We start from the raw sequence: 23,692 nt of genomic DNA on the forward strand, positions 1-23,692 counted from the left end.
AAACTCCTGGATTTCGCGCCGGTCTTCATTCCACGCGCGACTGCAGGCTGCGACACCGTCGGCGCGGCCTCAGACAACTAGTCGCGGCAGGAACCGGAGAGGTTCAACAGGGGCAGCTAGCGCCGGGCCGACACCCGTCCGTTCTCGACGTCGAAAACGTCGCCCCCGGCGCTGATCTCGGCGAAGGCAGCGGGATCCGCGCCGGTCAGCCACACCTGCGCGCCGAGCTTGCGCAACTCCTCGAACAGCGCTGTACGCCGGTTCGGATCGAGATGGGCGACGACTTCGTCGAGCAGCAGCAGCGGCACGATGCCGGTCATCTCGGCCACCAGGCTCGCATGCGCCAGCACAAGGCCGATCAGCAGCGCCTTTTGCTCGCCGGTCGAGGCATCGCGCGCCGGCATACCTTTCGGCGCATAGATCACCTGCAGGTCGGTGAGATGCGGGCCGTCGGTGGTGCGGCCGGCAATGGCGTCGCGCGGACGGTTGTCGCGCAGGATCTGGCGGTAACGGTCCTCGACCGCGGTCGCGGTCTCCGTGAGCAGCGCGTTCTCCATCCAGCCGTCGAGCGCGATCTGAGCCGACGGGAAGGCGGAGGCCTGCGCGCGCATGTTCAGCATGCCCGTCAGCCGTGCGGCGGTCTGGCCGCGCGTGGCCGCCACCGCGACCGCAAGCTCGGCGGTTTCGCGCTCGATCGCGTCACACCAATGGTCGTCATAGTTGCGGGTCTCGAGCAGGCGGTTGCGCGAGCGCAACGAGCGTTCGAGCGCCGAGATGCGGCTGGAGTGGTCGCTGTCGATGGCGAGCACAAGGCGGTCGAAGAAGCGCCGCCGCTCGGAGCCTGCGCCCATGAACAGCCCGTCCATCGCCGGCGTCAGCCAGACCATACGGATGTGGTCGCCGAAGCTGCTGGCCGAATTGACCGGCTCGCGGTCGATGCGGCAGCGCCGGCTGACCGCGCCATCGGGCAGCGGGGCGTCAATGCCGGTGCCGAGCGTGGCAAGGCCCAGCGCGCCCTCGACCTGCGCGGACACCGCCCAGGAGCCGTCGCCCTGGTTGTCGGCAACGTCGTCCAGCGTCGCGCGGCGCAAGCCGCGGCCCGGCGACAGAAACGAGATCGCCTCGATGCAATTGGTCTTGCCCGCCCCGTTGGGCCCGACCAGCGCCACCATGTCAGCCGCCGTCTCGAGCCCCGCCGCCCGATAATTGCGAAAATGCGTCAACGTCAGGCGATGAATGCGGGAAGGGGTCATATTGTTTTTGTCATTGCCGGGCTGCGCTTACCCTCCCCCTTGTGGGGTCAGCAGTAGGGTGGGCAAAGCTTCCGCCGCAGCTCGAAGAGCGAAGGCGAAAGCGTGCCCACCATGCAATGGCCGAGATCGCCGAGAGGTGGTGGGCACGGCACGCGAAGAGCGTGCCTTTGCCCACCCTACACCTTTGAGGGCCGATTGAAACTCACACCCGCATCGGCATCAGCACGTACAACGCGCTCTTGTCGTCGCGGTCTTGCACCAAGGTCGGCGAGCCGGGGTCGGCGAGCCTCAGTGTTGCGACCTCACCTTCGATCTGGGAAGCGATGTCGAGCAGATAGCGCGAGTTGAAGCCGATATCGAGCGCGTCGGAGGCGTATTCGACCTCGATCTCCTCTGTCGCGCTGCCGGAATCCGGATTGGTCACCGACAGCACCAGCTTGCCCGGCGACAGCGAGAGCTTCACGGCGCGGCCGCGCTCGCTGGAGATGGTCGAGACGCGGTCGACCGCGTTCTCGAAGTCCTTCTTGTCGACCACCAGTTCCTTGTCGTTGTTCTGCGGAATGACGCGGCCATAATCGGGGAAGGTGCCGTCGATCAGCTTCGAGGTCAGCACCACATTGCCGATGGTGAAGCGGATCTTCGCCTGCGACAGCTCGATCGTGACCTCGGCCTCGTTGTCCTCGATCAGCCGTTGCACCTCGCCGACCGTCTTGCGCGGGACGATGACGCCGGGCATGCCGTCGGCGCCCTTGGGCTGGACCAGGTCGAGCTGGGCGAGACGGTGGCCGTCGGTGGCGACGCCGCGCAAGGTGGCGGCCTTCGCGGTGCCGGCGGCGTGCAGATAGATGCCGTTGAGATAGTAGCGCGTCTCCTCGGTCGAGATCGCGAACTGGGTGCGGTCGATCAGCCGCTTGACGTCCTTGGCGGCGAGCGAGAACGAATGCGACATGTCGCCGGCGGCCAGATCCGGAAAATCATTCTCCGGCAGGGTCTGCAGCGTGAAGCGCGAGCGGCCGGCGCGGATCGCCAGCACGGCGCGGTCGCCGTCGGCCTCCAGCACGATCTGCGAGCCGTCCGGCAGCTTGCGCACGATGTCGTAGAACATGTGCGCCGGCACGGTCGTGGAGCCGGCGGTCGCAGTCTCGGCCGCGAGCGTTTCCGTCACCTCGAGATCGAGGTCGGTCGCCTTCAGCGACAGTTTGGCGTTCTCGGCGCGGACCAGGACGTTGCCGAGGATCGGAATCGTGTTGCGGCGCTCGACCACGCGGTGGACATGGCCCAGCGATTTCAGGAGTTGCGCGCGTTCGACCGTAACCTTCATTGCACTACTCGCCCGATCCCCAAGGAAACACAACGTTGAAAAAGCCGGACGGCCGAAAAGCGCGCCGCGGCACCGAAGACCCCGAAAAGCCGGATCACCCAGCCGATATGACCAAAGCCGTCAGGGTCGCGCAAGGTGGCGCGGATAGCCTTGGGTTTCAAGGGATTGGGAGGCAGTTCCCCCACGATTTACAGGCAAAAACGCCGCCGCCGCCCCGGCGTGGCCGGGGCGGCGGTCGAACGGGGAAAGGTGAGCCTAGGCGTTTATTCCTGAAGCTGGCGCTTGAGCGATTCAACCTCTTCCGACAGTGCCGTGTCCTTGCTGACCAGGGCCTCGATCTTGCGCACGGCGTGCAGCACCGTGGTGTGGTCGCGTCCGCCGAAGCGGCGGCCGATCTCCGGCAGCGAGCGCAGGGTCAGCGTCTTGGCGAGGTACATCGCCACCTGGCGCGGGCGCACCACGTTGGCGGTCCGGCGCGAGGACAAGAGGTCGGAGCGGCTGACATTATACTGCCGCGCGACCACGCGCTGGATGTCCTCGATCTTGATCCGCTTCGGCTCCTGCGGCCGGATCAGGTCGCGCACCTCGTGCTCCGCCATCTCCAGCGTCACCGGCCGGTTATTGAGTTTCGAGTGCGCAAGCAGACGGTTGATCGCACCTTCGAGATCCCTGCCGTTGTGGGTGATGGCGCGGGCCAGATAGGTCAGCACCTCCTCCGGCACCTCGAACGTTGCATGATGGGCGCGCGCGGCTGCGACGCGCGACTTGAGGATGCCGTGCCGCAATTCTTCGCCGAGCGAGCCCATCTCGACCACGAGGCCGCCGGCCAGCCGCGAGCGCACGCGGTCATCGAGGCTTTCGAGGTCGGACGGCGGACGGTCGGCCGCGATCACGACCTGGCGGCCGGCATCGATCAGCGCGTTCAGCGTGTGACAGAATTCGGCCTGGGTCGACTTGCCCTGCAGGAACTGCAGATCGTCGATCACCAGCACGTCGATGCCGCGCAGCGCCTCCTTGAAGGCGAGGGCCGTCTGCGTCTTCAGCGCGGCGACGAAGCCGTACATGAACTTTTCGGCCGTGAGATAAAGCACCTTGCGCTCGTTGCCGGAATTGCCGGCCCAGGTCACCGCCTGGAGCAGATGCGTCTTGCCCAGCCCGACCCCGGCATGGATGTAGAGCGGGTTGAACATCACCGGATCGCCTCTGCGACCTTCCGCGACCTGGCGCGCTGCCGCATGGGCCAGCGTGTTGGAGCGGCCGACGACGAAGCTTGCGAAGGTCAGGCGCGGATCGAGCGGCGAGCCGCCAAGCGCATCATGATTGGCGGAGACCGGCACGGTCGCGGTCGAGCGCAGCTCGGATGTCGGCGCGCGGCGCATCTCGACCGGCGCGGGCGCTTCCTTCGGCGGCGCGATCGGGCGCACCGCGGTGCGCACGGTGAGATCGATGCGATGCACTTCCGGCATTTCGGCCTGCCAGCACGACAGCACGCGCTCGGCGTAATGGGCCTGGATCCAGCTCTTCAGGAAGCGGGTCGGGACCGAGAGCCGCACGCTTTCTTCCTGCACGCCTTCCAAATCCATGCGCGCAAACCAGCTCGTGTAGACGTCTTCGCCAACGCTCGAGCGCAGCCGACCCTTCACGCGTGACCAGCGATCCTGTTCCGGTGTTGTCATCGTTTGAAAACTTTTCTTGAGAGATAAGGTTGCGTGGTGGTGGGCGCCATGCAGGGTTCCTGCCAGGACCCCTAGAATGGCGAGACCTCAAGCGATTCCATCCTCAGGCATGGCTCGACCGTTCGGCGAGAACGCCGCGCCCGATCGATGATGTCAGAGATGGAGGGGTCGCGAGGTCAGCGCGTACTCGGCGCTCTGTTACACGCGGGAGGCTGAAGGTCGGACGGATCTAGGACGGCGTCGCTGCAAAGGAAAACCTGTTTCAATACCGCGTTGAGTCCGTAAGACATGATACCTCCCCGTCCTGCCGTGATTGCTCACGGCAAGGTCCTGCGTGTCCTGAAGACAACCCCGTCAAAAGCCGCGACTGTCCTGCCCTCTGTACAAGTCGTTCGCCTGGCTTCGCCATCGTGCGTGTCGGGTAGCTTCAACCGTCTCTCATTTGCGCTCGGCGCGAACGAGACCCTTAAGATCCCGCTTGGAAACGTTCAGACAAAGAACTACCGTTCCCATATCGCTATGGGTTTCGAACCGACCATCGCTTGATTAAGCGCCGCCAACGTGCACATCGCCGCCGATTTGCACGCTCGCCCCGTTTTCCAAAACCGCGCTGGTCTCAAGATCGTGGGCGCCGCGAACGACTTAAGGAATACACTATGCGGAAAGACTCGCAACGAAATTGATTCACACTTGAGGCATCAAAAAACTTGATCTGCGTTAACGCCGCGCGCGAGTTGTTCACAGGCTTGAGAGCAACGTTTTGAATCAGCGCACAGAATCGAAGACGAAACGCGATGTGTGACATTTCTCGAACGCCGACCAAAAATATTTTACAAAACCTTCACGCGAGTGCCGCGCCGGCTCATTTTCCAAATGCTTGTCGTCACTATGTGGATAAGTGATTATCGAAGCACCGTTTTTTGAGTCTCGTTTCGCAGGGTAACTCCACCGCGATACCCGTTCCGGTAAACTACGGTGCGCAGAGCTCGGGCGCGCGCGAATTCAACTTGAGCCCGCCTCGCAAGGGTTTTTCGCAGCGCACTCGCCGTTTCCAGTCTTGCGTTTCCAGTCTTGCAAAATCGCCGGCAGGTAAAATTACGGAGCGCAGCTCGTCGACCATCCCGAGCGGGCGCCGAACGACCGCAGGCGCGATTATGACAGGCAACAAAAAAGCCCGGCGAGATGCCGGGCTGATTGATGGTTGCGATCATCGATCAGATCGATCGATGACTTGGCCAGCTTCCTTGCCTGTTTTGCTTGGCGAGCTCGTTACTTGGCGAGCTTGGCGATTTGCGCGGTGAGCCGCGAGACTTTGCGGCTGGCATTGTTCTTGTGAATGATGTTGCGCTGCGCGGCGCGCATCAGAGCGGGCTCTGCATTCGCCAGCGCCGTCACGGCGGCGGCGCGATCGCCGGTCTTGATGGCTTCCTCGACAGTGCGCACGGCGCCGCGCATCTGGGTGCGGCGCGACTTGTTGACGGCAGTGCGGCGGGCAATCTTGCGTGTCGCCTTCTTGGCGGAAGTGGTGTTGGCCATGGTCTCAAATGTCCTCTGCGGGTACCGGTCGCGTCTTGATCGGGTGGCGCCGGCTGCTTGACCGCGAAATCGACGCTCGGATTTAGGGTGTTCGGTTCAAGGCCATTCCCGGAACATGAGCGACAACCTTGCGGCGATCTCCGAGGCTCGAGGAGCCTGCAAATGCTCAAAGAACAGCGGCGGCAGGATTGCGCCCGCCGCCAGTTGGCGCCCTTATAGAGGGGGGCCGCGGCACCGTCAACGCTTTCCAGGCCCGGAAAACCGGCCCTTTGGCGCGCCAGCTGTGGCCTTAACGCCCTGATGAGGTTGAATTTCTGCCGTCTTGGGGCTATTGGCTGGCAGCGTTCTGAGGGTCGTCCGATCGGACGACCATATAAGGTGAGGCATGATCCGCGGCTTTTTTCGACTGATTGGGCTGTTGCTGCTCGCCGGCGGTTTCATATTCATGGTCTATGACGGCGCCCGCTGGGTGGCCGACCAGACCCTACGGTTCACCCGGTTCGGCCAGTTCTGGAACGACATCCACCAGGCCAGCCAAGCGGCGTTCCGGACCTGGGTCGAGGCCAAGGCGCCCTGGCTCTGGACCTCCGTGATCCGCCTAGTGCTGGATCAGCCGGTTTTCGCCGTCCTCGGCATCCTCGGCATCCTCTTGATGATCCTCTTCCGGCCGCGCAGGCCTTTGATCGGCTATTCCCGGGATTGAGCTTTCGCGCGATGCCGCGGCGTAACGGAGCTGCCTATCGCTGCGTAAATGCCTATATTCCAACTCTATCGCGAGCTCGCCGCCTGAGCGCGTTGGCTCAGGAGATTGACTTGTCGGAAGATTGACTTGTCAGGAGATTGATTTGGGCGACACACGGCTCGTCTCGGAGATCCGACCATGCTGTTCATGCGCAAGACCACCGCACTGCCGAGCGCAGCCGAGGCGCTGCCGGGCCGCGCGCAGCCTCTACCGACCGCCACCACCCATTTCGTCAACGGCGCCAAGCTGAAGCCGCCTTATCCCGCCGGCCTCGAGCAGGCCGTGTTCGGACTCGGCTGCTTCTGGGGTGCCGAGCGCAAGTTCTGGGAGCTCGGCGAGGGTATCCACGTCACTGCGGTCGGCTATGCCGGCGGTCACACGCCGAACCCGACCTATGAAGAGACCTGTTCGGGTCGCACCGGCCACACCGAAGTGGTGCTGGTCGTGTTCGATCCAAAGAAGATTTCGTACGAGCGCCTGCTGAAGGCGTTCTGGGAGAGCCACAATCCGACGCAAGGCATGCGGCAGGGCAACGACGTCGGCACGCAGTACCGCAGCGCGATCTACACTTACTCGGGTGCGCAGGAGAAAGCGGCCGAGGAGTCGAAGGCGCTGTATCAGAAAGCGCTCGCCGCCAAGGGCCTCGGCGCCATCACGACCGAGATCGCGCCTGTCGGCGAGTTCTACTTCGCCGAGGACTACCACCAGCAATATCTGGCAAAAAATCCCGCCGGTTATTGCGGCCTAGGGGGCACCGGCGTGTCCTGCCCGATCGGCGCCGGCGTGAGCGCGTAAGCTAGCGACGAATTCGGTGCACCTCTCCCGCTTGCGGGAGAGGTCGACGCGCCCCGGGCGATGCGAAGCATCGTCCCGAGCGTGGCGGGTGAGGGCTCGCTCGGCATCGGGATTGTCGATTGCGGAAGCACCCTCTCCCTCAAGCGGGAGGGCAATCGCATATGGCACTTGGGGGCCATGAAAGTGCTCGGCCTGCATGGTTCGAGACGTCCGCTTTGGCGGGCTCCTCACTATGAGGGTCCAAGAATTCGCCGCGAAACAAGACCTCATCCTGAGGGCCCGCCCCAAGGCGGGCATCTCGAAGGATCGGCCACAAGCAAACCGCACGCCGGCTTCTTTTTCATATGCGATTGCCCTGCCGCTTGCGGGAGAGGGAGCACACTGCGCACGCCGCGTCCACTGTCCCGCCTCACCCCCCTCAACGCTTTATTAACCATACCCGGTGCATCACTAACGCTGTCTCGTTTCGAGGGATGGCTCTGGTGCGGGTTGTGCGCGCGTTTCGATTGTCGATCTTGGCAGCGTCCGCCGCGCTTGCCCTTGGCGGCTGCATGCAGACCGCCGGTCCGGTCGCGATCGCCCAGCCGCGCGCCGATCTCGACTCGATGGTTTATGGCCAGCCCTACGGCGCGCCGCAGCCGGCTGTCGTTGCCGACAGTGGCGGTGCCATCGGCGCGTTGCGCAATTCCTTTGCGTCGGCTCCAGCACCCATGCCGGTCGGCTACGCCGCGCCGATGGCAGCACCGGTCCGCTACGATGCCTCCTACCATCTTGACGCCGGCGACAAGCTGCGCGTCGTGGTCTATGGCCAGGAAGGTCTCACCAACAACTATGCGATCGATGCCGGCGGCTCGATCACCATGCCCTTGATCGGCGCCGTGCCGGCGCGCGGCCGCACCACGGCGGGTCTCGCCGGCGAAATCGGCGCGCGCCTGCGCAATGGCTATATCCGCGAGCCCTCGGTGGCGGTCGAGATCGAGGCCTATCGCCCGTTCTTCATTCTCGGCGAAGTGTCCGCGCCCGGGCAATATCCATACGTGCCGAACATGACGGTCGAGAGCGCGGTCGCCATCGCCGGCGGCTTTTCGCCGCGCGCCAAGCGCGACGTGGTCACCATCACGCACACCGAAGCCGGCGGCTCCATGCGCGCCATGGTGCCGCTCGGCACCCCCCTCAACCCCGGCGACACCGTGTTCGTCGGCGAGCGCTGGTTTTAACAATTCTCTCCTTTCGTCATTCCGGGGCGCGCGTAGCGCGTGCTATGATGCGCAATTGCGCATCACAGCCTGCGCCTGTCGGCGCATCCCGGAATGACGACGATGAGAGGGGCACGTCGCGCCGCGCCTCACCGCCGAAAATCCAGCCGTCCGTTCGGAAAGCGGCCGTCAATGCGCGTGGCATCGACCACGAGTCCGACCCATGGACGCCTGATCGCGGGCGTGGTCAGGTTGATGTACTTGCCGACCAGCCGATGCGCGCCGTCGCGTGCGGCATCGATCAGTCCGTGCCGGCGGCCATTGTCCCAGTCAAAGCGCAGATAGACCCGCTCGCCGACGGCGCGGATCTCGGCGCGGCCCTGTTTCCATGTCTCAGGCGTGTCGCCGGCGATGGTCGGATCGGCGCCGCCGTTCCAGCGGCTTGCCCAGGTGCCGTCGAGCGGATCGGGCATGGGAAAGGACGCCCACTGTGCCGCATTGTCGTCGGCCGCATCGCCGGCAAGCGTGGCGGTCGCGGCATAGTCCATGACTTCGGAATCGCCGGGCTCGGGAACGTCCATGGTTCCAAAGGGGTTGCGGATGACGAGGTGCGTGACGGCCTGCTGCATGTTGTTCTCCGGCGTGAGCTGGCTTGATTGGCCAGCTCTATCGTCAGGGATCACGCAATGCCCACCCGATTCCTGCCAACCTCTCCCCGTCATTCCGGGGCGCGCAGAGCGCGAACTTTGATGCGCACTTGCGCATCAGAGAATCCATTCTTCCACCAACACTGACGCACAATGGATTCCGGGCCTGCGCCCGTCGGCGCATCCCGGAATGACAGTGGGGAGGGCCGCGCGCGCTATTTCAAATGCTTGGCGAAAAATCCCATGCTGCGCGGCCAGGCGATGTCGGCGCTGGTCTTGTCGTAGCTCGCGCGCTCGTCGCAATGGAAGCCGTGCTGGGCGCCGGGATAGACGAAGACCTCCACGTCCGGTCGCTTTGCCTTGATGATCTCGACGTCGGTCAGCGGAATGCCTGCGTCCTTCTCGCCGAAATGCAGTTGCACCGGCACCCTGGGCGTCTCGTCCGCAAAGCGCACGACCGCGCCGCCGTAATACCCGATTGCCGCTTTCAGGCCCGACAATCGCGTCGCCGCGACGAAGGCCACGCTGCCGCCGAGGCAAAAGCCGATGATGCCGACGGGACCGACATTCGCCACCGCATCGATCGCCGCCTGGGTGTCGCGCAGCATCGCCGTCCAATCCGGATTGGCGACGAATTTGCGCGCCTCGGCAACCTCATCGGGCGAGTAGCCCGACTGGAAGTTGGGCACGGTGCGATCGAAGATCGACGGCGCGATCGCGACATAGCCCTCCTCGGCGAGGCGGTCGCAGACCGAGCGGATGTGATGATTGACCCCAAAGATCTCCTGGATCACCACCACCGCGCCCTTCGGGCTGCCTGCCGGATCGCCGCGATAGGCGCCGAATTGGAAATTGTCGGAGGCGGTTAGTTTGATGTCTTGTCCCACGCGGGTTGTCCTTCTTGTTGATCGTCCATCACGAGTTACACTCTCACCCCTCATCCTGAGGAGCGCGCCCTTGCGCGTCTCGAAGGATGGAGGCCGAGAGGCGGCCGCGAGGGCCTTCGTGGTTCGCCCGGCGATGCAAGCATCGTCCGGAGACGGCGCTTGCGCGCCTCCTCACCATGAGGGTGAGAGTTATGCGTCACTCCCACATCCAGTTCTCGCCGTAATCCTCCTTCCATCCTGCCAGCCGTCCGTGACGGAACTGCAGGAACAGGCGGTGGCGAGAGGGGATCAAGCCGCTGCCGCCGATGTTGCGCAGGGCGAGATAGATCTCGTTGCCGGCACGCCCGCGCACGTATTGCAACGGCTGGCCCAGGGCACGCGCGGTCTGCCCGGCATCCATTCCGAATGCCAGTGGCGTAGTGTTTGACGATGTCGCGACGAATGGCAGGCCCGGCGGCGGCGCACCGAACGGTTCGGCGCGCGCCGACGCCGAGAGTAATCCCGCAATCATGATCGCGGCCAACATCGCCTGCTTCATCGTCTGCGTTCCCGTCTGACCGGCCTATGCCGGCAAGTTCTTCAGGAAAGGCCGCACCGCGTCAACAAAAGCCTGCGGCTGATCGATGTTGACGGCGTGTCCGGCCGCGAGTCCAACTGCTATTGAATTCGCGGATAGATACCCCTCATCCGGGCCATAGCCGAAGCTTCGCTTCGGCGTCCTTAAGAACGGCGGCCGAAGGCCCTCTATGCCACCTTCTCCCACAAGGGGAGAAGGGACGACTGGTAGCTAACTTCACCTCACTTCTACCGCGCCGGGTTACCTGGTCCGCCGGAGGGCAACCTCCGGCGGATTTTTTGGTTTTGAGGCAGTCGTCATCCCTGGGCTTGTCCCGCCTGCGCGGCCGAAGCCGCTTCGGCGAGGCGAAGGCTCGGGCATCCACGTTCTTGGTGCCGCAGGTCAAGGCGTGGATGGCCGGGACAAGCCCGGCCATGACGACGCTTTGGTGTTCGAAAACTCCCTTTATCATCAACGGTCCGTCTACTGTGCATGGGGTTGTTTTTCGACTTTTTGGTCAGGGGCGCAGGGGCTGGCCAATTCCTAAAATTGTACGGATCTCCGCAGGCCTCCATTGAGCACGCCTCTTAAGGGCCGGAGAACCTGATCGGGCTTAGGCTGATGCGATCACAGTCCCGTGCACTTTTGTTGCTCTTGGGGAAGCCATGAACGCCTCAGCCAAACCAACCGCCAAACGCCGGCTTCTGCTCGCCTCCGACCGGAGCGACGAGAGCAGCGAGCTCGCCAGCATCCTGAAGGCGGTGGGTGACGTCTCCACGGTGACGACCCAGGAGATCCCCGAGCAGCCCGCGCGCGGTCTCTCCGGCCTCGTGGTCGACATCAACCTGCGCTCGTCCGAGAGCGTGCAGCGGGTGCGCAACAAATTGCGCGGCGACGCCTATCGTGCGATGCCGCGGCTGTTCGTGCTCGCCGACGCGCTACATCACGGCACTATGCAGGCCTGGGCGCTTGGCGCCACCGATACGATCTCGCGGCCGCTTCAGCCAGAGGCGATTTTGCAGCGCATCCGCGCCGCGTTTCCCGACACCGCCAGCTATGACGCGACCGATCGCGGCAAGACGCTCAACCGCGGCGTCGAGGCGGCGCATGCGGTGCTGAGGAAGATGTTCGAGAAGCTGCCGCTCGGCGTGCCCCTGACCTTCGACGATATCATCGCCGCCGAGAGCAAGATCCTGAAGGCGATCAAGCACTCCTCGCTGCGCGAGTGGCTCACCACCGTCGGCTGCCACCATGTCGGCAGCTATCGGCACTGCCTGTTCGTCACTGGATTTGCGGTCTCCTTCGCGCAGCATCTCGGCATGCGCGAGGACGATCAGCGCCGGTTGACCCGCGCCGCCCTGCTGCACGACGTCGGCAAGGCCTTCGTCCCGTCCGCGCTGCTGGACAAGCCGGGCAAGCTCACCGACGAGGAGATGGATGAGGTCCGCCAGCATCCGCGCCGCGGCTATGACGCGCTCGCAGCGCAAGGCGGCTTCCCGCCCGAGATGCTGGACGTGGTGCTGCACCACCATGAATTCCTCGACGGCAGCGGCTATCCCAACGGCCTGTCGTCGAACCAGATCAGCGATATCGTCCGCCTTACCACCATCGTCGACATCTACGCCGCATTGGTGGAAAAGCGCGCCTACCGCATGCCCTTCACCCACTCCCGCGCCTTCACGATGATGGAGGGCATGGGCGGCAAGCTCGATCAGCAACTGCTGCAGGCGTTCCGCCCGGTGGCGCTGGGATCGTTCTGACGGTCCACGGCCGGTGAAGCGATTCGTCCGCTCCAGCATCTTGGCGGAGCGAGCAAATGGATCCGTCAATCCTCGTACGACGAAATCTCGATCAGGCTGCCGTCGGGATCCCGGCAGTAGACCGAGCGCAACGTGCCGCGAGCGCCTTGCCTGGGTCCGGGACCCTCCTCGATCGCGACCCCGTTGGCCTGTAAATGCGCCACGACCTCTTCGGGTGTCGCGGAGGTGAGGAAGCACAGATCCTCGCTGCCGGCGGCCGGATGGTCCGCGGTGAACCATTCAACCTTGTCGGTGTCGCGCGGCCGGACGTTGATCTTCTGGTTACCGAATTGCAGCGAAGTCCGCGGCGCTTTGCCGCCGCCGGGGTCGAACACCTTGACTTCCATGCCGAGGATCTTGCGATACCACTCGGCGGTAGCTGCAACATCGGCGACGTTGATGACGAGGTGATCGAGGGCCTGAACCTTGACCGGCATGCCTTAATCCTTTCGTCGCGATGTGCGTTGCGCACTTTCCGCGTGCTCCGGGCTTTGTTACAACGCCGCTCACGCCACTTTCAAGACATCCGGCTTTGAAGAACAACACGTGGGAGAACCCTTGAGATGATCACTCGCCGTACCGCGCTGGGCCTGCTCGCCGCCAGTCCGCTTGCAGCCACTCCGCTGTCGAAGGCCTTTGCCGCCGATTACCCGGCCCGGCCGGTTAAATGGGTGGTCGGCTATCCGCCGGGCGGAGCCACCGACATCCTGGCGCGGTTGATCGGCCAGCGGCTGTCGGAACGGCTCGGCCAGCAATTCATCATCGAAAACAAACCCGGCGCCGGCAACAATATTGCCACCGAATCCGTCATCAATGCCGAGCCTGACGGTTACACGCTGCAGCTGGTCAATCCGGCCAACTACATCAACGCTTCGCTCTACACCAACCTCAAGTTCAACTTCGTGCGCGACATCGCGCCGGTGGCCTCGTTCCAGCGCGTGCCAAACGTGATGACCGTGAACAAGGACGTGCCGGCCAAGACCGTCGCCGAGTTCATCGAGTACGTGAAGTCCAATCCCGGCAAGGTGAACATGGCCTCGTCGGGCAACGGCACCTCGGTGCATCTGTCCGGCGAGATGTTCATGGCGATGACCGGCTGCAAGATGCAGCACGTGCCCTATCGCGGTGCCGCGCCCGCGATCACGGACATGCTCGGCGGCCAGGTGCAGGTGATCTTCGACAACATGCCCTCGATCATCCAGCACATCCGTTCCGGCAGTCTGCGCGCGCTCGCTGTCACCACCACGCAGCGCTCGGCGCAACTGCCCGACGTGCCGACGGTCGACGAGACCGTGAAGGGCTACGAGGCCAGCGCGCTGTTCGGCATGAGCGCACCGAAGAACACGCCGAAGGAGATCATCGCCAAGCTCAACAATGAGATCAACACGCTCATGAAGGAGCCGGACATGACCAAGCGCCTGGTCGAGCTTGGCGGCGAGCCGCGGGTGCAGACGCCCGAGGCGTTCGGTGAGGAGATCAAAGCCGAGACCGAGAAGTGGAAGAAGGTCGTCGACTTCGCCGGCCTGAAGGTCGAGTAGCGATCTTGTGATCGTTGGGATGGAGCCCTGCCGTATGGCAGGGCTTTTTTCTTGAGAGGCTTGACGCGCTTCCGTTCGAGCCTATACTAAACCATATGGTTAAGTATCAAGACGAGATCCTGGACCGGACTTTCGCGGCGCTATCCGATCCGACGAGGCGCGCGCTGCTCGCGCGCCTCGGCGGAGGGGGCAGCCTGTCCGTGAGCGAACTGGCCGCGCCGTTTCCGATCTCGCTGCCGGCGATCATCAAGCATCTCGACGTGCTCACCGATGCAGGTCTGGTCGTGCGCGAGAAGACCGGGCGTACGGTCTCCTGCCGGCTTACCGCGCAGCCGATGGAGCAGGCGATGAACTGGCTCAATCGCTACGCGCAGTTCTGGTCGGACAATCTCGATCGCCTTGCCGCTTTTGTGGAGGAAGACTCATGGCCGACGCCGCCGTCAATGCCGACCCCCGCGCCAACGAACGTCCAACCGAGCGTCCAAGCCTCACGCTCACGCGCCGGCTCCGTGCGCGGCCGGAAAAAGTCTACGCCGCCTGGACGCAAGCCGAGCAACTGATGCAATGGTTCGGCCCGCCGAACATGAAGCCGGCCACGCTCAATGCTGAGCTGGATGTCCGCACCGGCGGCCGCTACCGGATCAGCTTCACGCGCGATGACGGCGAATATTTTGAAGCCCGCGGGGCCTATCGCGAGGTGGTCCCGAACGAGCGGCTGGTCTTCACTTGGGCCTGGCATTCGACACCAGAACGCGAGTCGCTGGTGACGATCACGCTGAAGCCCGAGGCCGCCGGCACGCTGATGGTGTTCCATCACGCCCAGTTCTTCGACGAGACCGCGCGCGACAACCACCAGCGCGGCTGGACCTCGTTCTTCGACAAGCTCGACGCCTTCGTCGCCTGATCCCTGTCAAAGGAGGATATCATGCAACAACATCAGATCGTCTCGCGCGAGCAATGGATCGCAGCCCGCAAGGCTCATCTGGTCCACGAGAAGGAGTTGACACAAGCGCGCGAGCGCCTCGCCGAGGAGCGCCGCGCATTGCCATGGGTCAAGGTCGACAAGGATTACGTCTTTGACGGGCCGAACGGCAAGGTGACGCTCGGCGATCTCTTTAAGGGGCGCCCTCAGCTCGTCGTCCAGCACGTGATGTTCGCGCCCGATTGGGACGCGGCCTGCAAGAGCTGCTCGTTCTGGGCCGATGGTTTTGAGCGCATGGTGCCGCATCTGGCCGCGCGCGACACCACCATGGCCGCGGTGTCGCTCGCGCCGGTCGCCAAGCTCGAAGCCTTCAAGAAGCGGATGGGCTGGAGCTTCGACTGGGTCTCCTCAGGGAGCAACAGTTTCAACCAGGATTATGGCGTGACGTTCTCGCCTGAGCAAATCGCCACCGGCAAGCCGATGTACAATTTCGGCACCACGCGCATCTATGGTCCCGAGCTGCCCGGCATCAGCGTGTTCTACCGCAACGAGGCCGGCGAGGTCTTCCACACCTACTCATGCTTCGCCCGCGGCCTCGACATGATGAACGCCGCCTATCAATACCTCGACCTGACGCCGCTCGGCCGTCACGAGGAAGGACTGCCCTATCCGATGGATTGGGTCCGCCTGCGGGACGAGTACGAACCGCAGGTGACGAAGGCGTCGTGCTGCCACGGGTGAGCTGATGTTGGCGTGAGCAATCCATCACCGTCATCCTGAAGTGCCCGAGCGTAGCGGAGGCCTGGAAGGATGACGGGACTTGTTGCGCAGCCCGCCTTAACGCTTCGCGTCCGCTTGCTCGGTCCCGTTGCACGAGATCAGCATCGTGTAGGGCCGCGCGTTGGCGGCAATGTCGGTGGCCTTCAACTCGATCTTCGGCGCTGCGGTCTGGTAGGGCACGACGGAATTATCCAAGAAGTCGCGCAGCGCGCCCGTCTTGATGGCGAAGTTGACGTTTTCGGTCAACTGACCGGTCTCCCTGATCATCCTGAGTGCGTTGAGCTTGGACACGACGACGCCCGCCACCTGACCGGACATATCGAACAAGGGGCCGCCGCTGTTGCCTGCCTGGATCGCGGCGCTGATTTGGAGGCGTCCAGTGTGATTGCGGATGCCGCTGAGCGAACTCACGATGCCGGTGGTCACGGTCAGGTCGGAAGTGAGCATTCCGTGGAGCGGATAGCCGATCGCCACGACTGAATCACCCGAATGCATCGAGCGATCACGGATTCTTGCAAAATCCTTGAATGTCGCAGTCGTCGGCGCTTGCAGTAGTGCTAGATCATTGGTCGCATCGCTGGAGACGACCCGCAGCACCATTGCGGCGTCACCGGCGAGATTACCCTTGATATCCCCGACGCAGCCGTCGATCACATGATGATTGGTGACGATATGTCCGTGGGGGCTGACCACAAAGCCCGTACCGGTGAAGGTTCCGGTTCGTCCCGGCTTGGCCGCGGGCGGCGTGCCTGGCTTGTCACCGGACGCTGCGGGCTTCGCCGCCACTTTGGTGAAATCGCCGGCCTTGCTCAGGCCATCGGCTTTCACTTTGGCGACGCAATTGGTCAATGCCGCGATCACGGGCCCGGTCGAGGTCAGATCGAAATTCAGGACGGTGCGGCCGGCCGTCGCGACCATCAGGCTTGCCTTTTGAAAGGTTCGCACGACGTTGGCCGGCATGATGGCCGTGAGCATGTTCGGCTGATAGGCGGTCGCAAACAGCCTGGCCTGCTCCTGTCCGTCAAAGATGACGTCGATCGCCGCGTTCTCGCCCTTGTTGAAACGGTAGCCGGGGCTCGCAAAGGCCAGCGACCACGTGCCGGCAGCATTGTAGCCCACGACGAGGATGACTCCGTTCGCGTAGGGCGTCGTCGCCGCACAATGGGAGAAAGCGCCGGTTTCATCATTACTGAAGGCGCCGCCGATCCAATTGCCGATATTGACCGAGCCGAACGGCCCCGCCGCGTTCGCTACTCCGACGACGCTCACATGCAACAGAGCCGCAACGACAAATGATTTAAGCCACATACCACCCCCCGGGACGCTTTGGGGTCCATCTTATCCGTGGGAGGACGCGGCGCGCAACCGGCAGTTGTTCGTTCAGGCTCGATCCCGTCAGGGCAACTCTCGGTCTTGCCTTTACTTTGCAATCCGATATACTTTGCAGTACAAAGTAACAGGGTGGGCGATCCTGAAAGCATGGGCGGAGCGGGGCTTGGTGTTGCCAATGCGTGATCTCGACAAGGCACTGGCCGACATCGTGGCGATCCGAAGCCAGATCGCGGCCGGAACCGCGTTCCGCGGCTACGGCCCGGCGACAATGGCTGCAACCGGCGCGATCGCGCTCGTCACCTCGCTGCTGCAATTTTGGCTGCTCGGCGATCCCACCAGCGAGCCGCTCGGCTTCTTTCTCGGCTGGTTCATCGCCGCCGCACTTTCCGGCCTGATCATCGGGATCGAGATGCGCGCGCGTTCGCGTCGCCATCATTCCGGTCTCGCCGATGCCATGATCCACCAGGCGGTCGAACAGTTCCTCCCCGCCGGCGTCGCCGGCGTCCTGCTTGCCGTGGTGATGTGGAAGTTCGCGGCCGAGACGCTGTGGCTCCTGCCTGGGCTGTGGCAGATCCTGGTGTCGCTCGGCATTTTCGCTTCCGTTCGCTCGCTGCCGCGCACGGTCGCGCTTGCCGGCGCCTGGTATTTCATTTCGGGCTTTGCGGTTGTGGTGCTGGCAAGCGCGACCCATACGCTGTCGCCATGGACCATGGGCCTGCCCTTCGTGATCGGCCAGTCGGTGATGGCCGCCATTTTGTATTTCGCGTCCGGAGACAACGATGTCGAAGACTGACAGCGCGCCGTTTTCCTATCAGGGGCTCGACCGCGTCATTCACGAGAAGGCGAGGCTCGGGCTTCTGACCTCGCTGATGGCGCATCCGAAAGGGCTGGCGTTCGCCGATCTCAAGCAGCTCTGCGGCCTGACCGACGGCAATCTCAGCCGGCATCTCGCCGTGCTCCAGGATGCCGGCCTCGTCGAGGTGACCAAGGGCTATGAGGGCAACCGTCCGCACACCACCTGCCGCCTGACCAAGGCCGGCCGCCGCCGCTTCCTCGACTATCTCGCCGTGCTCGAGCGCCTGGTGCGCGACGCTGCCAAGGCCGCCGGCCGCGAGGCGCCGCCGCTCGGTCGCCTCGGCATGCTCTCGACCTGATCGTCCCCCTTTTTGACCGGAGACTTTGCAATGCAAAGTGACGTCACGTGCCAGAACGAGAAGCTTCATGTCGGTATCATCATGGACGGCAACGGCCGATGGGCGACACGCCGCGGCCTGTCGCGCGCGCGCGGCCATGAGGCCGGCGTCGAGGCGATCCGCCGCGTCGTCGAGATCGCACCCAAGCAGGGCGTCGGCACGCTGACGCTCTACGCCTTTTCCACCGACAATTGGCGCCGGCCCAAGGCTGAGGTCGCCGCGTTGATGACGCTGCTGCGGTTCTATCTCGCGAGCGAGGTGCAGAGCCTGGTGAAGAACGGCGTGCGCCTCACGGTGATCGGCCGCCGCGACCGTCTGCCTGACGGCATCGCCGCCGCCATCGCGCGCGCCGAAGCCGCCACCGCTCACGGCAGCACGCTTCATCTGCGCATCGCAGTCGACTATTCCGCGCGCGATGCCATCCTCAATGCCGCGGCGAAAGCGGCGGCGCTCACCAGCCTTACCCGCGAGGCCTTCTCGCAGCTCGTCACCGGCGAGGCCGGCCTGCGCGACGTCGACCTCATCATCCGCACCAGCGGCGAAAAACGGCTGTCGGACTTCCTCTTGTGGGAAGGCGCCTATGCCGAGCTGCACTTCACCGAGCGGATGTGGCCCGAATTCGATGCGAGCGATCTCGCCGAGGCGCTCGCTTCATTCCATGGCCGAGAGCGTCGTTTCGGCGGCCTGCAGGCGATCGTCCCGGAGGAGGTGCCGTCGCTCTCACGGGTGTGATGCCTGGCAGCGAGAGGCGCGAACGAGCGCTGAAATGCGCGGCTGGCTGCAACAGGCGCCTTTTCGTCGATGTGCCGAAAACTTGAGCAAGCGTGCGGCAGGCTCGAAAACCGCTGCACGTTACCGCGGATCGTGCTCTAGTGGCCGTTCGCGACGGGAGTTTTTCGCAAGATGCGCGCAGTTCTGGACTATTGCACCGGCGGAACGGAACGTCGGGTCACGGCCGGCACGTTCATCATCACCGAGGGTGGTACCACCGGTCACCTCTATGTGCTGATGCAAGGCAAGCTCGAAGTGCTCAAGGGCGAGATGGTGGTCGCAATTGTCACGGAGCCCGGCGCGGTGCTCGGTGAGATGTCGGTACTGTTGGGACAGCCGCACACGGCGACGGTGCGGGCCTGCTCCGACTCGGTCGTCTACGAGTTCGAGGATGCCGCCTCGGTCCTCAAGCGCGAGCCTGAGGTTGCGCTGCTGATCGCGCGCCTGCTGGCGCAGCGGCTTAATGTCGCCAACACCTATCTCGCCGATCTCAAGCGGCAATATGCCGGCCACGGCACGCATCTGGCGATGGTCGGCGAGGTTCTTCAGAGCATGATCAACCTGCCGCCGCTTGAGGTCTCGCCAGGCTCGGATCGACAATCCGATCCAAGGATGTAAGCCAGTCCGGCGCAGCCGCGACCGGCAAAGCGGGTCGCTTCAGCGGCGCGCCGAGATCGATCCACTGCGCTTCGCCCGCCGCCAGCCAGAATGCTTGCTCCGCCTCGAGATCCAGCACGATATGGGTCGGCGGCCGGCCGGGTTGCAGGCCGGCATTGACGACCCAGGTTGGCCCCAGCCGGTCGAACCACGAGCCGTCCTTGATGAAGGGCGATTGATGCACATGGCCCGAGATCACCAGCGACGGCTGGTACTGCATGATCCACTGCACCAGCTCGACATCGCCGAAGAAGCGCTTGCCGCCCCAGCTCGTCGGCGAATCCGCCGGCGGCGCGTGATGCACCCAGATCCATCGCTGCGGCCGGTTGAGGGAGGCATCGCGAAGCTGGTCGGTGAGACGCTGCTTGACCAACGGACCGTCCCACCACGGGCAGACCGTGAATAGTGTATCCCCTATGGTGAGGCTGTCGCCGTCGCAGGCGATCCCGAGCTCTCGCACCTCCGAGATCCAGCGCGAGATCTTCTCGCCTTCCGTATTGCGCTCGTCGAGATCGTGATTGCCGGAGCAGAGGATGACCCGCGTCCGGGCGGCGAGCAGTGCAAGGTATTTTTTCACCACCACGATCTGCGCGCGAAAATCCACCATCGAGCCGATGTCGAGCGCATCGCCGGCGAAAATCACGAGGTCGAATTGCGGCGCCGCGCTGACCAGCCAGTCGAATTGCGGCAGCGAGTAATGCAGGTCGGCAACGACCAGGCAGCGCATTGGAAAATCCGTGAGCGAGAGATTGAAAAATATCTGGAAATTACAAAATGCACTAAGCAAGAAGCAGACCAGCATGGCCGCTCCTTGACGTCAATCCGATCAGGCAAGCATGCTCCCGCGTGGTCGGACACGCAAGTGCCTGACGCCGCAGGGCTGGACCGGATCATCGAATTCTGATGTCGTGGCGCATCCCCACGCGGTGATCGCATGATCTCCTTCAAGACCATTCGCGCCCGCGCCGAGAAGCGCAAGGGCGGGCCCAAGGCACTCGAAAAGCTGATGCCGGCAAAGCCCGATTTGAAGCGGCTGGCCAGGCTCGGCGACGATCGCATCCTGGCCGAGATGACCAGGCGGGTCTTTTGCGCAGGCTTTGCCTGGAGCGTGATCGACGCAAAATGGGACGGTTTCGAGGACGCCTTCCTGCGCTTTGAGCCGGCCAGGCTCACCTTCCAGCCCGAGGACTTTTGGGAGGGCCTGCTGCGCGACGCGCGCATCGTGCGCAACGGCGCCAAGATCATGTCGGTGCGTGACAACGCCGCCTTTGTACAGGACATCGCAAAGGAGCATGGCAGCTTCGGCAGGTTTCTGGCGAAGTGGCCATCGTCCGACGAGATTGGCCTGCTCGACTTCCTCGTCAAGCGCGGCAGCCGGCTCGGGGGCAATACCGGCCAGATGCTGCTGCGCTTCGTCGGCTGGGATGGCTTCGTCACGTCGAAGGACGTCGTTGCCTGCATGCGCGAGGCCGGCCTCGACCTTGCCGAGGAGGTCAAATCCAAGGGCGATCTCGCCCAAGTGCAGGCGCAGTTCAACGCCTGGGCCGAGGAGACCGGACTGCCCTACACACATTTGTCGCGGATCTGCGCGCTGTCGGTTGGCGAGAACCGGGAAGACTAGCGAGGAGAGTAACGGAGAGAGGCTCATGGCAGGTGAATTGGAAGGCAAGGTTGCCGTTGTCACGGGAGCTGCGTCGGGCATCGGACTGGCCAGCACAAAGGCGATGCTGGCCGCCGGCGCACGCGTGGTGACGGTGGACCGCGACGGCGCGGCATTGAAGGCGCTCTGCAGCGCGCACGGCGACGCCGTGATCCCGCTCGTCATCGACCTCCTTGATCCCACGGACTGCGCCACGCTGCTGCCGAGAGTTTTGCAGAGCGCCGGCCAGCTCGACATCCTGCACGCCAACGCGGGCGCCTATGTCGGCGGCGACCTCGTCGATGCCGACAGCACTGCGATCGACCGGATGCTGAACCTGAACATCAACGTCGTGATGAAGAATGTGCACGACGTGCTGCCCCACATGATCGAACGCCGGACCGGCGACGTCATCGTGACGAGCTCGCTGGCGGCCCATTTTCCAACGCCGTGGGAGCCGGTCTATGCGTCGTCGAAATGGGCGATCAATTGCTTCGTCCAGACCGTGCGGCGTCAGGTCTACAAGCACGGCATCCGCGTCGGCTCGGTGTCGCCCGGTCCCGTCATCACCGCGCTGCTCGCGGACTGGCCGCCTGAAAAACTGAAGGAGGCCCGGGACTCCGGCAGCCTGCTGGAAGCCGGCGAAGTGGCCGACGTCGTGATGTTCATGCTGACGCGGCCGCGCAGCATGACGATTCGCGACGTCGTCGTGCTGCCGACCAATTTCGATCTCTAGCGCGCTGGCGCCGGAGCGTCAAAATGATGTGCATGGTGTGGCGACCTCGCGCCGAAGCTGCGGCAGGCGCGATTCGTCATCACGAAATGCATTTCGGCGGAACTATTGTGCGCAGCATCCGTTCGGGAGTTTGAGCCAGGCGAACAGAAACGCAGGGAACGCCTGCTCTGGCCCAAGCCAACGAAAAGCCAACGAAACCGAAAATCACAAAAACGGAGCAGCCCATGAAGCTAACATCCGCGCAGGTCAAGCAGACCGTCAATCAACTCGGCGCTCAGGTGCTGCCCGACGAGCATCCCGCCATGCCCCAGCTCAGCAGCATGTTCGGCGAGCACACGTTCTTCGTCGATGAGTCAGGACTCAAGGTTGTCGAACCCACTCCATCGCCCGCGACGGACCGTCAGAGCGGCGAAGTTGTCAGTCTCGCCAACTGGGCCGATTCGGACCTGACGCGCCTGACGGCGCATGAGCCCGAGCCGACCGGCGTGATCGTGGTGTTCGAGCAGATGAAGCACTGACGCCACCAGGGCGCGCAAAGCGGGCGGTTGGTCGTGGCGAAATCGGCCAGAGGAAGTGGCGCGCCACGGCCAACGAACACGGCCAATGAACATGGGCACTATTGTTTCGCCTAGCGCGATGGTGCCATGGATCGGTTATGCGCTCCGACCGACTGACTTGCGATGGCCTGTGGTCTTTCATCGGGCCTCATGGGCAGCGGTCTTCCGAGTTTCTCAGGACAGTCCGGCGACCTTCGATAGCGGCTCTCTACCAATGTCGATATCGACGCGATAGGCCGACGACCGACTATTCGATCACTTCGTCGGCGCCGGCAACGAGTGTCGGAGACGGCTCGATGCCGGATGCCCTGACTACGGGCAGGCTAAAAGCGGCCGTTGAGTTGCTGAACGATGATCACGACGTGAGGCTCCGGGCTGAGCCGGTTTGGCGCTAACCTCGGAGCGCCGAAGCACTGCAGACTCGCCGACAAATGAGATCAGCCACGAAATGGGCTGGATCGAATGAACTGTTATCGTGGGATTGCGACTAATAGCTTATAGCCGGCATCAAGGGGTGCGGCATCGAACCGTCCTGCAATCATCGTCATCCACTGCGGCTTCATATTTCTCGAGCTTCGGCAACGAAGTAGCGGATGGGCGCGAATAGGCATATCCCATCACCAGTCTTGGGCTCAGCACGAGCTTGTCCTGGGCTGGGCAAGCTTGGTTGGGGTGATCGCCCTGTCAACTGTCATGCGACCAATGCGTCAAAAAGCCGTTGGCCGCATCGAACAAGCCTGAAGCCGCATATGAACGCACCACTCTGAATGCGCTGGGTGGATCACTGGTCAATCCGGAGCTTTTGAGATGTATGCATTGAGTCAGAGCAAGGCTTTCGTGTTTCTCGTGTTGCTTGTCAATTGTTTAGTTGCACCGATATTGCCAGCCGCGGCTCAGGGAAGATCCGGCGGAGATTGCGTATTTTGTTACATGGTTTGTGACCGACATTACACCGGCGCGGCGATCTTAAGCTGTCGTTCGGACTGCAATAGAAATCGTTGTATCCAGGCAAATAAGACCGGCTGCAATCGCGGCTGGCATCATACGGCAACGGGTTGCAAGCCCAATCCCCCCGGGTGGCGACCGGGGTCGCGGCTCCCGCCCGGCGAAGTTCCTTACTGACCTCTCGACGATATCTTTCGAACGTAACCGGTATGAG

25 protein-coding genes and 1 pseudogene are annotated in these 23,692 nt (G+C 63.5%); 15 read left to right on the plus strand and 11 right to left on the minus strand.

The annotated features are described in order from the left end of the window. Window positions 1-116 precede the first annotated feature (116 nt). The 4 genes from recF to rpsT all read right to left on the minus strand — a co-directional run bounded on the left by recF (window position 117) and on the right by rpsT (window position 5,786). Window positions 117-1,253 (minus strand): DNA replication/repair protein RecF, encoded by a 1,137-nt coding sequence (recF, locus tag FXV83_RS01535; RefSeq protein ID WP_148737085.1) that lies wholly within the window; start codon window positions 1,251-1,253, stop codon window positions 117-119. Between the two features lie 202 nt (window positions 1,254-1,455). After that, entirely contained in the window at window positions 1,456-2,574 is a 1,119-nt protein-coding gene (gene dnaN / locus FXV83_RS01540) for a DNA polymerase III subunit beta (protein ID WP_148737087.1), read from the minus strand. Window positions 2,575-2,837: 263 nt separating this feature from the next. Further along, window positions 2,838-4,250 (minus strand): chromosomal replication initiator protein DnaA, encoded by a 1,413-nt coding sequence (gene dnaA / locus FXV83_RS01545; RefSeq protein ID WP_148737089.1) that lies wholly within the window; start codon window positions 4,248-4,250, stop codon window positions 2,838-2,840. Between the two features lie 1,269 nt (window positions 4,251-5,519). Further along, window positions 5,520-5,786 (minus strand): 30S ribosomal protein S20, encoded by a 267-nt coding sequence (gene rpsT, locus FXV83_RS01555; RefSeq protein ID WP_148737091.1) that lies wholly within the window; start codon window positions 5,784-5,786, stop codon window positions 5,520-5,522. Window positions 5,787-6,171: 385 nt separating this feature from the next. On the opposite strand from rpsT, the gene FXV83_RS01560 reads away from it, so the two are divergent. From FXV83_RS01560 to FXV83_RS01570, 3 genes are all read left to right on the plus strand, one after another. Then, window positions 6,172-6,489 (plus strand): hypothetical protein, encoded by a 318-nt coding sequence (locus tag FXV83_RS01560; protein ID WP_148737093.1) that lies wholly within the window; start codon window positions 6,172-6,174, stop codon window positions 6,487-6,489. Between the two features lie 177 nt (window positions 6,490-6,666). Next, window positions 6,667-7,323: a peptide-methionine (S)-S-oxide reductase MsrA gene (gene msrA, locus FXV83_RS01565; protein WP_148737095.1), complete on the plus strand. Its 657-nt coding sequence runs from the start codon at window positions 6,667-6,669 to the stop codon at window positions 7,321-7,323. 482 nt (window positions 7,324-7,805) lie between these two features. Next, window positions 7,806-8,540 carry a polysaccharide biosynthesis/export family protein gene (locus FXV83_RS01570; protein ID WP_148737097.1) on the plus strand — a complete coding sequence of 245 codons (735 nt, stop codon included), beginning with the start codon at window positions 7,806-7,808 and terminating at the stop codon, window positions 8,538-8,540. Window positions 8,541-8,668: 128 nt separating this feature from the next. Here FXV83_RS01570 and FXV83_RS01575 read toward each other — a convergent pair whose 3' ends face one another. The 4 genes and pseudogenes from FXV83_RS01575 to FXV83_RS43810 all read right to left on the minus strand — a co-directional run. Continuing rightward, window positions 8,669-9,148 carry a hypothetical protein gene (locus FXV83_RS01575; protein ID WP_148737099.1) on the minus strand — a complete coding sequence of 160 codons (480 nt, stop codon included), beginning with the start codon at window positions 9,146-9,148 and terminating at the stop codon, window positions 8,669-8,671. 233 nt (window positions 9,149-9,381) lie between these two features. Then, window positions 9,382-10,053 (minus strand): dienelactone hydrolase family protein, encoded by a 672-nt coding sequence (locus FXV83_RS01580; RefSeq protein ID WP_148737101.1) that lies wholly within the window; start codon window positions 10,051-10,053, stop codon window positions 9,382-9,384. Between the two features lie 196 nt (window positions 10,054-10,249). Then, window positions 10,250-10,591, minus strand: coding sequence for a hypothetical protein (locus FXV83_RS01585; RefSeq protein WP_148737103.1), 342 nt, complete (start codon window positions 10,589-10,591; stop codon window positions 10,250-10,252). 24 nt (window positions 10,592-10,615) lie between these two features. Continuing rightward, window positions 10,616-10,699 (minus strand): annotated as a pseudogene (locus FXV83_RS43810) (alpha/beta fold hydrolase); the annotation flags it as partial. 575 nt (window positions 10,700-11,274) lie between these two features. Here FXV83_RS43810 and FXV83_RS01595 point away from each other — a divergent pair. Beyond that, window positions 11,275-12,369: an HD-GYP domain-containing protein gene (locus FXV83_RS01595; protein WP_148737105.1), complete on the plus strand. Its 1,095-nt coding sequence runs from the start codon at window positions 11,275-11,277 to the stop codon at window positions 12,367-12,369. Window positions 12,370-12,434: 65 nt separating this feature from the next. Here the strand turns inward: FXV83_RS01595 and FXV83_RS01600 are convergent, their stop codons facing one another. Next, window positions 12,435-12,845, minus strand: a complete 411-nt coding sequence (locus FXV83_RS01600; protein ID WP_148737107.1) for a VOC family protein — start codon at window positions 12,843-12,845, stop codon at window positions 12,435-12,437. A gap of 126 nt (window positions 12,846-12,971) precedes the next feature. On the opposite strand from FXV83_RS01600, the gene FXV83_RS01605 reads away from it, so the two are divergent. The 4 genes from FXV83_RS01605 (at window position 12,972) to FXV83_RS01620 (ending at window position 15,609) form a co-directional block, all read left to right on the plus strand. Then, window positions 12,972-13,946, plus strand: coding sequence for a Bug family tripartite tricarboxylate transporter substrate binding protein (locus tag FXV83_RS01605; protein WP_148737109.1), 975 nt, complete (start codon window positions 12,972-12,974; stop codon window positions 13,944-13,946). Window positions 13,947-14,041: 95 nt separating this feature from the next. Beyond that, window positions 14,042-14,506 (plus strand): ArsR/SmtB family transcription factor, encoded by a 465-nt coding sequence (locus FXV83_RS01610; protein ID WP_148737111.1) that lies wholly within the window; start codon window positions 14,042-14,044, stop codon window positions 14,504-14,506. Next, entirely contained in the window at window positions 14,506-14,850 is a 345-nt protein-coding gene (locus FXV83_RS01615) for an SRPBCC family protein (RefSeq protein WP_235939279.1), read from the plus strand. The genes FXV83_RS01610 and FXV83_RS01615 overlap by 1 nt, the downstream gene beginning before the upstream one ends. Before the next feature lie 21 nt (window positions 14,851-14,871). Beyond that, window positions 14,872-15,609 (plus strand): DUF899 domain-containing protein, encoded by a 738-nt coding sequence (locus FXV83_RS01620; protein ID WP_148737113.1) that lies wholly within the window; start codon window positions 14,872-14,874, stop codon window positions 15,607-15,609. A gap of 96 nt (window positions 15,610-15,705) precedes the next feature. Here the strand turns inward: FXV83_RS01620 and FXV83_RS01625 are convergent, their stop codons facing one another. Continuing rightward, on the minus strand, window positions 15,706-16,956 hold the full coding sequence (locus FXV83_RS01625; RefSeq protein WP_148737114.1) for a S1C family serine protease: 1,251 nt from the start codon (window positions 16,954-16,956) through the stop codon (window positions 15,706-15,708). 199 nt (window positions 16,957-17,155) lie between these two features. On the opposite strand from FXV83_RS01625, the gene FXV83_RS01630 reads away from it, so the two are divergent. The 4 genes from FXV83_RS01630 to FXV83_RS01645 all read left to right on the plus strand — a co-directional run bounded on the left by FXV83_RS01630 (window position 17,156) and on the right by FXV83_RS01645 (window position 19,562). Next, window positions 17,156-17,773, plus strand: a complete 618-nt coding sequence (locus tag FXV83_RS01630) for a hypothetical protein (protein ID WP_148737116.1) — start codon at window positions 17,156-17,158, stop codon at window positions 17,771-17,773. Beyond that, window positions 17,760-18,134: a winged helix-turn-helix domain-containing protein gene (locus FXV83_RS01635; protein WP_148737118.1), complete on the plus strand. Its 375-nt coding sequence runs from the start codon at window positions 17,760-17,762 to the stop codon at window positions 18,132-18,134. Before FXV83_RS01630 ends, FXV83_RS01635 begins: the two co-directional genes overlap by 14 nt. Before the next feature lie 30 nt (window positions 18,135-18,164). Continuing rightward, window positions 18,165-18,905 carry a di-trans,poly-cis-decaprenylcistransferase gene (locus tag FXV83_RS01640; RefSeq protein WP_148737120.1) on the plus strand — a complete coding sequence of 247 codons (741 nt, stop codon included), beginning with the start codon at window positions 18,165-18,167 and terminating at the stop codon, window positions 18,903-18,905. 171 nt (window positions 18,906-19,076) lie between these two features. Then, window positions 19,077-19,562, plus strand: coding sequence for a Crp/Fnr family transcriptional regulator (locus tag FXV83_RS01645; protein WP_148737122.1), 486 nt, complete (start codon window positions 19,077-19,079; stop codon window positions 19,560-19,562). Here FXV83_RS01645 and FXV83_RS01650 read toward each other — a convergent pair. Continuing rightward, window positions 19,501-20,328 (minus strand): metallophosphoesterase family protein, encoded by an 828-nt coding sequence (locus FXV83_RS01650; protein ID WP_148737124.1) that lies wholly within the window; start codon window positions 20,326-20,328, stop codon window positions 19,501-19,503. The two genes, FXV83_RS01645 and FXV83_RS01650, sit on opposite strands and share 62 nt — an antisense overlap. Before the next feature lie 207 nt (window positions 20,329-20,535). Between FXV83_RS01650 and FXV83_RS01655 the strand changes: the two genes are divergently transcribed. The 3 genes from FXV83_RS01655 (at window position 20,536) to FXV83_RS01665 (ending at window position 22,494) form a co-directional block, all read left to right on the plus strand. Then, the gene (locus tag FXV83_RS01655; RefSeq protein WP_148737126.1) at window positions 20,536-21,222 is read left to right on the plus strand and encodes a DNA-3-methyladenine glycosylase I; all 687 of its coding nucleotides are present in this window, start codon (window positions 20,536-20,538) and stop codon (window positions 21,220-21,222) included. Between the two features lie 25 nt (window positions 21,223-21,247). Continuing rightward, window positions 21,248-21,976, plus strand: a complete 729-nt coding sequence (locus FXV83_RS01660; protein ID WP_148737128.1) for an SDR family oxidoreductase — start codon at window positions 21,248-21,250, stop codon at window positions 21,974-21,976. A 224-nt stretch (window positions 21,977-22,200) separates the two neighbouring features. Beyond that, window positions 22,201-22,494 carry a hypothetical protein gene (locus FXV83_RS01665; RefSeq protein WP_148737130.1) on the plus strand — a complete coding sequence of 98 codons (294 nt, stop codon included), beginning with the start codon at window positions 22,201-22,203 and terminating at the stop codon, window positions 22,492-22,494. Window positions 22,495-23,692: the final 1,198 nt, after the last annotated feature.

This window comes from Bradyrhizobium hipponense (genome assembly GCF_008123965.1).
Classification (GTDB): Bacteria; Pseudomonadota; Alphaproteobacteria; order Rhizobiales; family Xanthobacteraceae; genus Bradyrhizobium; species Bradyrhizobium hipponense.